The sequence below is a fragment of the Candidatus Firestonebacteria bacterium RIFOXYD2_FULL_39_29 genome, from assembly GCA_001778375.1.
Lineage (GTDB): Bacteria > Oederibacteriota > D2-FULL-39-29 > D2-FULL-39-29 > D2-FULL-39-29 > D2-FULL-39-29.
In genome coordinates, this window is the sequence record MFGV01000023.1 from 1 (window position 1) to 12831 (window position 12831).

The 12831-nt window shown below is 38.3% G+C and carries 12 protein-coding genes; 2 read left to right on the top strand and 10 right to left on the bottom strand.

The window, feature by feature from the left end; translation table 11 throughout:
- Positions 1 to 89: 89 nt before the first annotated feature.
- The 4 genes from A2536_02940 to A2536_02955 all read right to left on the bottom strand — a co-directional run bounded on the left by A2536_02940 (position 90) and on the right by A2536_02955 (position 4188).
- On the bottom strand, positions 90 to 1295 hold the full coding sequence (locus A2536_02940; protein ID OGF47352.1) for a phosphoglycerate mutase: 1206 nt from the start codon (positions 1293 to 1295) through the stop codon (positions 90 to 92).
- 78 nt (positions 1296 to 1373) lie between these two features.
- A complete protein-coding gene (locus tag A2536_02945; GenBank protein OGF47353.1) occupies positions 1374 to 2111 on the bottom strand; it encodes a hypothetical protein in 738 nt (245 codons plus the stop codon).
- A gap of 174 nt (positions 2112 to 2285) precedes the next feature.
- Positions 2286 to 2909, bottom strand: a complete 624-nt coding sequence (locus A2536_02950; GenBank protein ID OGF47354.1) for a hypothetical protein — start codon at positions 2907 to 2909, stop codon at positions 2286 to 2288.
- A 103-nt stretch (positions 2910 to 3012) separates the two neighbouring features.
- Positions 3013 to 4188 (bottom strand): hypothetical protein, encoded by a 1176-nt coding sequence (locus tag A2536_02955; GenBank protein OGF47355.1) that lies wholly within the window; start codon positions 4186 to 4188, stop codon positions 3013 to 3015.
- A 586-nt stretch (positions 4189 to 4774) separates the two neighbouring features.
- Here A2536_02955 and A2536_02960 point away from each other — a divergent pair.
- Together A2536_02960 and A2536_02965 are read left to right on the top strand one after the other, a co-directional pair.
- A complete protein-coding gene (locus A2536_02960) occupies positions 4775 to 5713 on the top strand; it encodes a hypothetical protein (GenBank protein ID OGF47356.1) in 939 nt (312 codons plus the stop codon).
- Positions 5686 to 6240, top strand: a complete 555-nt coding sequence (locus A2536_02965; GenBank protein ID OGF47357.1) for a hypothetical protein — start codon at positions 5686 to 5688, stop codon at positions 6238 to 6240. The genes A2536_02960 and A2536_02965 overlap by 28 nt, the downstream gene beginning before the upstream one ends.
- Positions 6241 to 6650: 410 nt before the next feature.
- On the opposite strand, the gene A2536_02970 is transcribed toward A2536_02965, so the two are convergent.
- From A2536_02970 to A2536_02995, 6 genes are all read right to left on the bottom strand, one after another.
- Positions 6651 to 7109, bottom strand: a complete 459-nt coding sequence (locus A2536_02970; protein OGF47358.1) for a hypothetical protein — start codon at positions 7107 to 7109, stop codon at positions 6651 to 6653.
- Positions 7090 to 7674 carry a CDP-diacylglycerol--glycerol-3-phosphate 3-phosphatidyltransferase gene (locus A2536_02975; GenBank protein ID OGF47363.1) on the bottom strand — a complete coding sequence of 195 codons (585 nt, stop codon included), beginning with the start codon at positions 7672 to 7674 and terminating at the stop codon, positions 7090 to 7092. The genes A2536_02970 and A2536_02975 overlap by 20 nt, the downstream gene beginning before the upstream one ends.
- Positions 7675 to 7693: 19 nt before the next feature.
- Positions 7694 to 9025: a ribosomal protein S12 methylthiotransferase RimO gene (locus A2536_02980; GenBank protein ID OGF47359.1), complete on the bottom strand. Its 1332-nt coding sequence runs from the start codon at positions 9023 to 9025 to the stop codon at positions 7694 to 7696.
- A 143-nt stretch (positions 9026 to 9168) separates the two neighbouring features.
- Positions 9169 to 10542 (bottom strand): hypothetical protein, encoded by a 1374-nt coding sequence (locus A2536_02985; protein OGF47360.1) that lies wholly within the window; start codon positions 10540 to 10542, stop codon positions 9169 to 9171.
- A gap of 213 nt (positions 10543 to 10755) precedes the next feature.
- Positions 10756 to 11550 carry a hypothetical protein gene (locus A2536_02990; GenBank protein ID OGF47361.1) on the bottom strand — a complete coding sequence of 265 codons (795 nt, stop codon included), beginning with the start codon at positions 11548 to 11550 and terminating at the stop codon, positions 10756 to 10758.
- A complete protein-coding gene (locus A2536_02995; GenBank protein ID OGF47362.1) occupies positions 11547 to 12518 on the bottom strand; it encodes a 4-hydroxythreonine-4-phosphate dehydrogenase PdxA in 972 nt (323 codons plus the stop codon). Before A2536_02995 ends, A2536_02990 begins: the two co-directional genes overlap by 4 nt.
- Between the last annotated feature and the right edge of the window lie 313 nt (positions 12519 to 12831).

The window sequence follows — 12831 nt, forward strand, 5'->3', positions numbered from 1 at the left end:
GGTTAAAAAACCGCTTCTTGGTTCCAGTTGTCAAAGAACGGTGTTTCTAGAAATAATTGCGACACAGTCTGCATTAGTAATTATTTGTATTACGCTCCATATTTTTCGAGTTTTCCTGCGTGGCCAAGCATCAAAGGCATTGCTTCCACGGCTAAAAACTGGCCCAACCCGCCTTTTCTGCATTCTCTCTCATTAAAAGTTTCAGCTTCGTCAGGTATAAGATATTTTGAGACCAGCACAAAAGGATTTGGATGCCACGAATGTCCTTTTAATACCGAAGGAGTACTGTGATCTCCGGTTACAACAATAACATCAAAGCCAAGCTTGGTAAGCCGGGGTATCTGCTTGTCCACCTCTTCTATTATTTTTACTTTATTTTCAAAGTTGCCGTCTTCCCCGTAAGAATCCGTCTTTTTAATATGCAGGTAAAAGAAATCATAGTTATTGAAATTTGCCTCCAAAGTATCAAATTCACTTTCAATGGTATCTCCGGTGGGAAGAAGATCCATGCCAACGAGTGTCGCCAGACCTTTATACATCGGGTAATTTGCGATACAAGCCGGTTTTATTTTAAACACTTCGCTCATAGAAGGAATATGCGGGCACTTTGCAATACCGCGAAGCAAACAGGTGTTTGCCCGGGGTTCATCTTTAAGAGTTTCATTTATCTTCATCATAAGTTTATTGAGAACATCGGCGGCCTTTTGTGCTTTGGGGTTTATTGCCGTTACCAAATGAGGTTTAAGCCCTTCCTTCTGAGGATCTGTCTCAGAAAGTCCGTCTTCCAACCCTTCACCTTCCAGTATTACCACAAACCTGTGTTCTTTCCCATTTTTAAATATTATTTTTACTCCGTCGACCTCTTTGATTGCATTTGTAAGTTTACCTACTATCTCAATATTTTTATCCGTCGGGATCCTGCCCGCTCTTCTGTCCAAAATTATACCGTCTTTCATAGTGGCAAAATTCGCCCGGGCAGAAATATTCTTTGAGGTCATATGAAATCCTATACCCAGCGCTTCCAAGACCCCTCTTCCGATCAGGTATTGAAGCGGGTCATAGCCAAAAAGACCAAGATGAGCAGGACCGCTTCCCGGAGTAATGCCCCGTCCTATCGGATGGGAAAGCCCTAAAACACCTTTTTTCGCAAGCTGATCCAGATTGGGTTTCTTTGCAGTTTCCAATTCCGTCTTTCCGGTCGAAGGACTGCCTAACCCCCCGCAGCCGTCCATAACTAAAAGCATAATTTTCGAACCGGTCTTGACCGAAAGAGTTTTTATTGTATCCAAATTCATAATTACCTCCAAAATTTAATTTTCCTGTTACGGAAGGGTATACACAAAAAAGCAGATACAAGTATTCTGTCAGTCTTTCTATTTAGTCTTTTCTAAAGCTGCAGGCTCCGCAACTTTTTTCTCTAAATCCGGAAAATGAAGACCGAGTGTTTCTTTAATTTCCGGATTTTCCGGATCTTCAATGACCGTACTGTAAGAACCTTCGCTTGAAACTTTAGGATAGTCAATACTCAGATATATCCCCTGATTTTTGCAATAATAACCTGTTTTGCTATTATCATAAAAGGAAAATTCCAGAACTATTCTCGCATCCTTTTTCTCCCAAATAAACAGGTTATACACAAATCTCTTGTTTGAATACGGTTTAAACACACAGATTCCCTTTTTATAATCAGTTCCGTATTTCGAAATAAAATATTTAATATATTCATACTTTTCTTTTTCTATAACATCCTCTTTCAGATGCCGGCTAAAACCCAAATTTACCAGTCTGCCGTAGAAATTAAAAGAATAGTGCCCGTTATCAAAATGCTGACCGCCTATTTTTCTGTCATAATATATTTTTTTAACAAATATTTTGCCGTCCTTATAAAAAGATATTTTGCCCTTGACGTCCTTTAGCTCGGGAATAGACATCCCTAAATAGAGACCTTTCCCTTCTTCAGGTGAAAACTCCGCCGTCGCAGGCCTGACCCAGAAAGCAGGCAGGTTATATATATAATATCCAAGAATGCAGCATATTATAATTCCGGCTAAAACAATAGTCTTTGCGGAAGAGGCTTTCCGGATATCAACTTTCTTATTATTTTTCTTCATATTTTGTCCTTGTCAATTATTTTGTTATTAGATTTTAACATATATTTATTATTTTTTAATACACACGTTCTAAATAACCCTTGCAAAATATAGCGAATGTTCAACATCTCAAATTGTGATGTTGAACAGGGGTGGACATAGACATTTACCGTCTGGCTTAGGTCTAACAAGGCTCTATTTATAAAGATTGACTTGCCAAAAGTTACAAAACTCTCTAAAAGGTTTTGAAACTTTTTCAAAGTAAAAATAAACTTTTCCACCGTGTAGCCCAAATACAACAGGCAAAATATCATACTTTTTAAAAAGTGTTTTTTTCAGTAAACTATCAAAATCTGTTTCAGTGTACTCTCTTATATGCTCCCAATAAGGGAATTTTCTTTCTCCTGTAAATACTTCAATTATCCGTCTTGCCAATCTTTTTCTGTTAGGTGTATTTATAAAAGCTACTCCCCCTGGTTTTAACACTGTATATAGCTCATTTATTGCGGCAAAGTCATCAGGAATATGTTCAATAACATGAGAAGCAATTGCAATATCTATTGTTCCCGGTTGTACTACATCTGTGAGTTTTTGCCAATCTCCATGAAAATATTCTACATTATCAAAATTTTTAGGTTTTCTTTCAATATTGTATTCAATACCAATCAATTTGTTGCAATATTTACCCAATTCTTTTGTTCTTTGAACAGTAGACGCCCCAATTTCAAGAACTATTGATTCCTTTGTAACATTCTTTTTATAAAAATTCATTATATTTACCCAATCAAAATCAATTTTTTTTCTAATCGATAACTTCATCTCTCCCCCTAGCATAAATAAATAATGGCACTACCATAGAAAAATAGATAATGCCATTATTTGCAAATATTATTTTTCTGCTTTTGCGAAAGACACTCTCCTATTATAGATATGCACACACCGCTCTTATAATTGATGCAGTTCCAGAATTAAATATAATTAACGTCCCAGAAGATGCAGAAACACTCCTCAAATTAAGATAGTATGTCGTTTTAGCAGAAAGATTTATACTCCCCAGTGAACGGTTAATGTAAAAATAAGCAGATGCTTGTTCATTATCATTATAACCCGCAGTATAGTTCTGTGTAAGCTGAGTATTGTTTGCGTTAGAAAGTGTTACCGCTACTGCTTTATTAGCTGTACCATTTGAAATAATACACTGATAACTTACTTCCCAAATACCAATAGGTAGAACAATGCTTCCTCCAATATTGTACCATGTATTTTGTGTTGGTGTTGCTTGAGTCCTGTTTGATGTATCTATAACCTCAATAGTCCACACAGCAGGATCCACCGGAAATCCAAAAGGCGCTTTATGAGTAGAATAAAATATATTTGATGGATTACTACTTAAAGAATTAACATTTCCACCCCATAAGGTTATCGTACTAGTTACTCTTGTAATTATATAATATTGTGCATAACCCGATACTTCAAGTCTAATTTTCATTCCTGCCATATATTTACCCTCAAGCCTACCACTAACATTTAATGTGGTAGTATTCGTGGTTGCATCATAAGAACTATATGTCCAGGTCTCGAACACGGGAATCCAACCATCGCTGCTTTCATTTAAACTAAAGCCATAATCAAAATTAGTTGTAGTATCATAAACAAAAAGTTCATCAATCCAAAGGATGTCCCCTGCATTATCAGCGCCAAATTTTAAAACTATATCAGTAGGAGTACCATCTGTAACAAACGTACCCGTTAATGTAACCCACGAAGTACTATTTGTAGATAGAGATAAATCAGTACTACCTCCCGTTGTCCATATTTTTGCTGTTTGTTCGTTTGTTGCTTTCACCCTTATTGATACACTATATGTTGTACTAGGTTTTAATTTATTTAAGTTAATTTTTATCCCTTCAGCTCCAGCCCCTAATGAATGTACTTTTGCCGAATATTCTCCTCCAAAACCATCTTTTTCTCCAGTATCTCTTTCTGCCCAACCATAATTTGTTCCATTTACCATTTGCTCAAAACCCCAAGGACTGTTTGTTTTTCCAGGCCAATCCTCAAATGAACTTGCTGCTATTATGTTAGCTTTATATGACATGTTTTTCTCTCCTTTGAAACTCGAATTTACTTGTTTTTCAAAATAGTGAAACTTCTCGCCCTCATTGACGTAATGTCTTTTGCAATTTCCCCGGTTCAGAGGACTACTTGTTTAGTTGGTAATAGTCTTTTTCTGCCTGATCGGGACTTTTATACCCGTTGTACGAGTGCAGGCGCTCCGTGTTAAAATATCCCGCTATTTTATCAGCAAGTTTATAACAATAGAAATTGTTATAAACGCAACTATAATTTTTTTTTATAGGGGCAAATTAAATAACACAAACAACGAAATATTGAGTTTATCAGTAACCTACTAATACATGTTAGTATACCTTCGTAAATATATTTTGTCAATCGATTTTGTTATTTTTTTGTAACTGGTCAGTGAAGTACGGGAAACGGCGAAATATCAAAAAAATGTTTGTACATGTCTGATAGTAATTGTTTTTCATCACTTAAAAGATTCGCAAGTAATAAGGTGTAAATATAGCTTAAAATAGTCGGGCTATCGGTAATAATGTATTAAACAGTTGAAATCCCCTGTAAATCATTTGATTTTGATGTTTCGATATGTTACATTACATATTATGTCGACAAAACAAATGTCAGAATTAAACAGGAAAAAAAAGTTTGCGGCTAACTTTTCGGTAATATCCAACTCGGGGTTGGTAGTATTAAAACTACTTGTCGGGGTTATGTCCGGAGCTGTCAGTATTATTGCAGAAGCTATACATTCAGGAATTGACCTTTTAGCGGCAATAATTGCCCGGTACTCTGTCGTTAAATCAGCCGAACCTGCGGATGAAAAACATCATTTTGGGCATGGCAAAGTGGAAAGCGTTTCGGCCTTAATAGAAGGTCTTCTTATTTTCTTTGCAGCTTATCTTATCATTCATGAGGCCTACAGTAAAATTGTTCACGGTATTAAAATAGATATAATCGGCGCAGGCATCGGGGTAATGTTTATTTCCACCGTTGCGAATATTTTAATTTCGCGCTATCTTTTTAGAATCGCAAAAGAAACAAAATCCGACGCTCTGGATGCGGATGCGTGGCACTTAAAGACAGATGTTTACACTTCTCTCGGAGTCTTTGTCGCCTTAATTCTCATACACTTTCTTAAAGGTGTAATTCCGCATGTAGAATATCTTGATCCGACAATAGCAATTGCGACCGCGATCTGGATTTCTTTCGCAGCTTTTCAGATTACCAAGGATGCAATACTTAACCTTGTCGATACCAAGATTTCCGAAGAAGAGGAAGCCATCGTAAAAAAAGCAATACTTGAAAATTCCGACACTTTCATTGATTTTCATAAATTAAGAAGCAGGAGGTCCGGATTCTATACATATATAGATCTCCACCTGGTCGTATCCAGAGGGCTGAGTGTTGATAAAGCGCACAAGCTTACCCATCATATTGAAAAAGACATTAAGAAGCTCTTAAGAAACACGGATATAATGTTTCATCTGGAGCCCTGCAATTCCAAATGCAAGAGATGCAAAATAAGATGCACAAAATCATAATCGGAATATTTTCCGACACCCACCGGAATGAAAACGGATTAAGACAAGCCGCAGAAACCGCAAAAACAGAAGGCGCAGCTATCTTTATTCATCTCGGGGACTCCTATAGGGACGGAGAGGTTCTTTTTGAATATTCAAACGAGGTATTCCGTGTTCCGGGACTTTATGAACCTGAATACAAAAACCCAGAAGTGCCAAACAGATTCTTTAAGGAAATTGGAGGGTTTAACATATTTTTGACACATTCCGACAAACAGGAAGAACAGGACCTACCGGAAGATATTAATCCCCGTAAAGTCGCAATAGAAAATCAGGCTGATATCTATCTTTATGGTCATTCCCACCTTTATGAAGCTATGATAAAAGGCGATGCCCTCTTTTTAAATCCCGGAAGTTTAAAAGCGGGAGATAACAGAAGCCAGACACTGACTTTTGGGATGCTGGAATTAACAGAAAAAAAAGCCGTAGGAAAAGTCCTTGATTTGAACGGTAAGATACTTGTTGAATCGGTGTTGTTTAAGTTATGAACCTCTCCGAGCTTACGCACGGAGTTTCGACGATAGGAGATTTTTAATTATTCATGCCAAATTCATCCCACGAGCTCACGCTCGGGGTTTTCTTTGGCATAACGTCATAAAAGTCATGGTTCTAGGTTCTGGGTGCTAGGGGCTGGATTTAAAATAAGGAGTTTTTACAGATGAAATACCACCTTCAAGAAAATCGCCTTCGTCGATGACTTTTATCACTAATATCAGGCGATTTTCGCAGTCCCAGCTGTTATGATTTGTGAAGCAAATCAAGCGGAGATAGGAAAGTATTTTACTTGTGCCCGCAAGGGTATACTTTCCTATGCAGTAAAAATAACTTTACGACTTTTACAAACCTTATGGACTGGTTTTACGTGAGTAACGTGGAACGTACAACATATTTGACTTTCTTAACGAGAGAAGTAGTATTTCAGTACCAGTACTCCTGCCCACAGTGTTGCATTCGTGTATATTCCGGCGATGAGATCATCAGTCATCACACCCCAGCCGCCTTTTAGTTCCTGGGATTCTCTGGCAGGGGAGGGTTTCCAGACATCAAATAAACGGAAAAAGAAAAAACCTGCTAAAGCAAAAATCCAGGTCTTTGGTAAAAATGCCATGGAGAAAAGATAGCCTGCTATTTCATCTATGACAATCTTTCCTGAATCTTTCTTTTTATAAAGTTTTTCCGCTTCAGTCGAAAGATAGACTCCGGCTATAAATATTATAACAGCGGCGGGCAAAACGTAATACAGGGGGAGCAGATAGAAAAGAGCAACCCCGACCAGAGTCCCTGCGGTACCGCTGGCAAAAGGAGAGTATCCCGTACCAAAACCTGAGGCGAGTATTTTAATGAGCAGGTTTTTCAAAAAAATGTCCCCGATTCTTCTTGATAAAATCATACGCGGAATAGATGGAGTACACCGCGCAAATAACCGTCATTATATAAGGTATTGTCTTTATAAAAGCGGACAAATGCATACCTGCATCTCCGTTGTTTTCCAGAACAGCTTTCCAATCATATATTTTTTGCGAAGATATAATTACAAGTATTGTTATTATAGTAGCTATATGCCAGGCAGTTTTATGTTTCCCGGACAGCTCTGAGGGAAGAACATTATTCTGATTTGAGATTGCAACCATTCTAAGAGACGTTATCAAAAACTCCCTGCCAATCATAACAACTATCATCCAGGTAGGCACCAGCTCCAGTTGTACAAAAGAAATAAAAGCGGAGAAAACCAGCAGCTTATCCGCAATTGGATCAAGAAATTTACCAAATTCGGTTACTTCGTTTCTTTCCCTGGCCAGGCGTCCGTCGTACCAATCAGTCAAGGAGGCAACAATAAATATGAACAAGGCTATTGTCGAACCATAGGTCATTTTAGAAAAAAGGAAAACAAGAAAAAAAGGAATAAAACCAATCCTTGCCATAGTCAATGTATTTGAGTAGTTAAGCTTTATATCCAACCGCTTCTCCAATAAGATCGTAAGGCAGTGCTTTTTTAACTTTTACCGCCACCAAATCTCCAGCTTTAACTCCGCTGCCGGCATAAAAATAAACTCTTCCGTCGACATCCGGAGCATCCGCAGCGCGCCTGCCTGTTGCCGTTTTATTTACAACTGTATCGGTCAACACTTGTATTTTACTCCCTATCTTAGACTTGTTCAATTGTAAAGATACTTTTTGCTGGGCTTTCATTAACAGGTTTTTTCTTCTTGTTTTTTCAGAGTTACTGACCGTACCGGAAAGAGTATACGCGCGCGTGCCTTTTTCTTTTGAGTACTCAAAAACTCCGAGTTTATCAAACTTAAACTCTTTAATAAATTCAAGCATGTTTTGGAACTCTTCTTTCGTCTCTCCCGGAAAACCCGTGATAAGAGTTGTCCTAAGCACAGCGTTTTTTACCCTGCTTCGGATCTTTTTAATGAGAACTGCTATATCATTTTTATTATAAAACCGTCCCATCTGCTTTAAAATCCTGCTTTCGGTATGCTGAAGAGGTATATCAAAATAAGGCGCAATTTTAGGAAGGGAGGCCATCACGTCAAGGAGCTCATCCGTTATCCTGGAGGGATACAGATATAAAAGCCGTATCCATTTAACCCCATTTATCTTTGAAAGCTCTCTAAGGAGTCCCGGTAATGCCGGCTTACAATATATATCTTCGCCGTACCCGGTCGTATCCTGGGAGATAAGATTAATCTCCTTCACTCCGAGCAACGCCAACGTTTTCACTTCCGCTACTATATCTTCCTTCTTCCTGCTCCTGAAACTCCCTCTAATAGAAGGAATCAGACAGTAAGAACAACTATTATCACATCCGTCAGCAATCTTTACATAAGCATAATGCGGAAGTGTCGCCATAACTCTCGGGAGTTTACTGTTATAGATAAATGTTTTATCGTCACTTTTAATTTTGATTTTACCTGTTTTTGAAAGTGCCGTCAGGCAAATCTTTCCAGCATCAGGAATAGAGGAAAACGGAAGGAAAATATCTATTTCGGGGAATAATTTTTTTAGTTCATTCCCCTGTCTCCCCACAAAACATCCCGCCACGACCACCTTAGCTCCAGTTTTTTTATTCTTAAGAGCAAACTTTATCTCAGAAGCCGCCTCCTTCCTGGAAGCAGAAAGAAACGAACAGGTGTTAATGAGAATAATATCCGCAGAATCCTGCTCGTTAGTTATCTCAAACCCCGATTTACGGAGAGATCCAAGCATTACTTCCGTATCCACAAGGTTCTTGGCGCATCCAAGGCTTATTACTGTGACGCTGGGCATATTTTTTGTAACTCCCTATATTTATTGATTAACAAGCTATTAATTTATATACCAGCCGTTAGAACGTTACACGTTGCTCAGGTTACTCACGTGAAAGAATTGGTCATTTACTTTTAGAGGGGGACGACAGCTTTTGCCTATTCTTAATAAATGTCGCCCATTCCAAGATATATTGAGACCGGGAGAATAACGATCTTTTTATTGCCTATTTTTCTGAGCTCCATTTGTTTTTTAGAAAGCAACATACCGGTCAATAGGTTGTTTTTACTCATGAAATATTCTAAATTAGCAATGGAATGGATCTCCTCGGTAAAACCAACCTCTATCGGAAGCACGCTTTTTCCTGTCCTGGTAATAATATCCACTTCTCTTTTAGTTGAATCACGGTAGAAATTAACGGCTTCAAATTTTCTAAACGCATGCAGCAATACTGTGGTCTCAACAAGATGCCCGAGGTAATCCTTATTAATAAATAAGTCATCATAATACTTTAGAACACTTACGGCAAGCCCGGGGTCCGCCACAAGGATCTTCTTCGACTTTCGAGCACGGTTTATATCGGATTTTGCATAATTTTCAACTACACAAATCAAACGCGACTGCTCTAAGAACGAAATATAATTCCCGACGACCTCTCTTGATGCTTTTAAGTTTTTTGCAAGATTCGATATTTCAAATAACTGGGCCGTATTCTCGCAAGCATAATTAAAAAGATGTTTGAGAAGTTGCACTTCTCTCAAATGGAAAGCCTGGGGAATGTCCTTATAAATTTCCCTGTCAATCACAGATTCGGACAGGTATTTATATATCACATTTTTACTGGGCTCTTCAGTAACTTCCGGAAAGCCGCCTCTCCGGATATACTCCTCAAAATGTTTTTCTATTACTCTAAAGTCAGGGAGGTTCTTTTTTAACTTTTCATACATAAGAACAGGTTCTTCCGATTTCATTCCCGGATTTTGGACTTTTTTAAACTCCAGGTATTCATTAAAAGACAAAGGTAGGAGTTCAAACTTATAAACTCTTCCCGCAAGAGACTCCTTGGTTTTCTGTGATATTTCAACCCCGCCGGAACCTGTAATAAATATTTTCGTTCCCTTATTCAGGTCATAGAAGCGTTTAATATGCACCTGCCAAAGATCAAGATACTGGATTTCATCTATGAATATATATTCGGGATTTTTTCCATCTTCAGCTATTCTTTCGCGATATATTTCAAGAAGGCGGTCAAGTCCTGATTGTTCATTAGAAGTAATGCTTTCATCCCAGGAAAAATAAAGTATTTCTTTTGGCGAAACACCGGTTTTAAGCAAATGCTCAATGATCTGAAATATTAAAGTTGACTTGCCCACCCTTCTCGGACCTTCTATGGCGATAATCTGCGGTTTACCTACATATTCCAATATTCTGCCGAATACTTTTCTTTTTGTCTCAGGACAAAGCTCTTTATTAACGCTACCCGTTTTCCACCACCCGTTAAACTCTGCCATCAATCGATAAAATAATTCTTCAGTCATTATATCCCCACAATGCATATATTTTGTGTCAATCATAGTTTACACAATATATACATTTATGTCAATCATATATTGCACAATACAGCGTTGCTAATCGCCCATTTTCGCAATAGCCCTATATTTACAAGTTGTTTTGAAAAAGGGTCTTCTTAATTAAACCGGATATAGCGTCTACATTATATTGTCATTCGAACTTTGTACTTTGTAATTGTTCTACTTCTGGCAGTATGTTCCAAAATATTCGCAATAATTACAGAGCGGGCCTTTATGCGGGGTGAACTCTGTTGTGCTTTCTATTTCATTGATCACGCTCATCGTTTCGGACCTTACGCCTTGCAGCTGCTCTTCTGTTTTGACCAGAGGGAACTCATTTCCGGACATAAGGTAATGCCAGATCAGAGTTATCTTTTTTCCGGGGAATTTCGCGGCGATGCCGATTTGATATAAAGGAAGCTGTCTTTCCTTCTCTATCTTTGCCTGACTCGGGGTGTTTGCTCCCGTCTTATAGTCATGTATCTCAATATCTCCCGCAGGAGTTTCATCCAGGCGGTCAATGATACCGTTTAGGAGATATACACCTTCGGGATCCAATTTTATCTGAATTCTTTCTTCCATACCGAGAACTTTATTCTGGTCAAAAGGGAAGTAAGCGTCAAAATACCTTTCAATGCATCTTTCACCCATGGTTTTATAATCTTCGGGCCCGCGTCCGCGTTTTACAACGACAATCGAACTTTTATACCCGCCAAACTCTTTAAAATCAGTTGTATTTTCCGAACCCTTTGCCCAAAAATGCCTAAAAAGTTGGACTATAGCTTCTTTTGGATTGTCTTTCTTTAGAAGTTTTTCCCTGTTCAAATAAGTATACTCCAGAGTATAATGCACGATATTTCCGAGAAATCTTTCTATAGTATCTTTATCAACTTTAATATTCTCAATATATCTCAGTTTATACTGAAAAGCGCAATTTTCAAAGGTGGATAGTTTGGAGTAGGAATAAACTTTCATTTCCGCCTGCTTAAAGGTTTTTTAGCCATGAACACGGCAAGCCTTGCGGCTTCTATAAAACTTTCCGGATTAGCCAGGTTCTTGCCTGCAATATCATACGCAGTGCCATGATCAGGAGAAGTACGTATTATAGGAAGCCCCATTGTCACATTCACTCCGGTATCAAAAGCAGTCATTTTCAAGGGAATAAGACCCTGGTCGTGATACATGCAGATTACAGCATCATACATTCCTTTTTTTGCTTTGTAAAACAAGGTATCCGGTACGACCGGACCTATTACATCAACGTTATCCATCTTTTTTGCTTTAATTATTGCCGGAATTATTTCTTTTAACTCTTCCTTGCCGAACATTCCGCCTTCTCCGGCATGAGGATTAAGGGCTGAAACGGCTATCACCGGTTTTTTTATCCCCATGAATTTTTTCAACCAGCAAGCGGTCAGGAATATTTTATTATAAACTTTTTCTTTCGTTATAAGACCCGGAACACTTGAGAGGGATGTATGAATAGTTACCAGGACTACCCTGAGATTTCCTCCGGTAAGCATCATCGCATATTCTTTTGTGCCGGTAAGCGCTGCAAGCATCTCGGTATGTCCCGGGAATTTTATCCCTGCAGCGTGAAAAGATCCTTTTGTGATGGGAGCCGTGACAATAGCTTCGACTTGCTTTTGCTTTGCTAAAAGAACAGCAAGTTCAATATAATCATAAGAAACCCGCCCGCAAAGCGCGCTTATCTTTCCTTTTGTTATTTTTTTATTGCCAATATTTCCCATATCAACATAAAAGACATCAGGTACTTTGATTTTACACCTTTTTGCTTCTTTTCTAAGAAATTCATAGTCACAAATGACTATAGGATCGGCAAATTTTACTATTTCCTTTAAAGATTTAAGAACCACTTCCGGACCAATTCCCGCAGGATCACCCATGGTAAGCGCCAGCTTAGGTTTACCGTAGTTTTTCATATCGGCTTAAACTCTCCCTTTACACATAAATTCTACTACAAGCATAGTTTAACACAATCACTAAGATCCAAATTCTAAGCAGTCAACTACCACGGGCTTACGCCCGTGGCATTACTTGATTACAAGCTTCGCTTGTCCACTGTCAAAAACCCGACAGTGGAAGTTCTTCATCCACGGGCTTACGCCCGTGGGTTTTCTAGTGATTTACGCTAAACAATCACTAATACTTAATTCAGACTGTGTCGCAATTATTTCTAGAAACACCGTTCTTTGACAACTGGAACCAAGAAGCGGTTTTTTAACCGAACTTAAA

What these genes read in the sequence shown, in the direction of transcription:
- A2536_02940 (OGF47352.1), bottom strand. Translation starts at nt 1,295, where the DNA reads ATGAATTTGGATACAATAAAAACTCTTTCGGTCAAGACCGGTTCGAAA.
- A2536_02945 (OGF47353.1), bottom strand. Translation starts at nt 2,111, where the DNA reads ATGAAGAAAAATAATAAGAAAGTTGATATCCGGAAAGCCTCTTCCGCA.
- A2536_02950 (OGF47354.1), bottom strand. Translation starts at nt 2,909, where the DNA reads ATGAAGTTATCGATTAGAAAAAAAATTGATTTTGATTGGGTAAATATA.
- A2536_02955 (OGF47355.1), bottom strand. Translation starts at nt 4,188, where the DNA reads ATGTCATATAAAGCTAACATAATAGCAGCAAGTTCATTTGAGGATTGG.
- A2536_02960 (OGF47356.1), top strand. Translation starts at nt 4,775, where the DNA reads ATGTCGACAAAACAAATGTCAGAATTAAACAGGAAAAAAAAGTTTGCG.
- A2536_02965 (OGF47357.1), top strand. Translation starts at nt 5,686, where the DNA reads ATGCAAAATAAGATGCACAAAATCATAATCGGAATATTTTCCGACACC.
- A2536_02975 (OGF47363.1), bottom strand. Translation starts at nt 7,674, where the DNA reads ATGGCAAGGATTGGTTTTATTCCTTTTTTTCTTGTTTTCCTTTTTTCT.
- A2536_02980 (OGF47359.1), bottom strand. Translation starts at nt 9,025, where the DNA reads ATGCCCAGCGTCACAGTAATAAGCCTTGGATGCGCCAAGAACCTTGTG.
- A2536_02985 (OGF47360.1), bottom strand. Translation starts at nt 10,542, where the DNA reads ATGACTGAAGAATTATTTTATCGATTGATGGCAGAGTTTAACGGGTGG.
- A2536_02990 (OGF47361.1), bottom strand. Translation starts at nt 11,550, where the DNA reads ATGAAAGTTTATTCCTACTCCAAACTATCCACCTTTGAAAATTGCGCT.
- A2536_02995 (OGF47362.1), bottom strand. Translation starts at nt 12,518, where the DNA reads ATGAAAAACTACGGTAAACCTAAGCTGGCGCTTACCATGGGTGATCCT.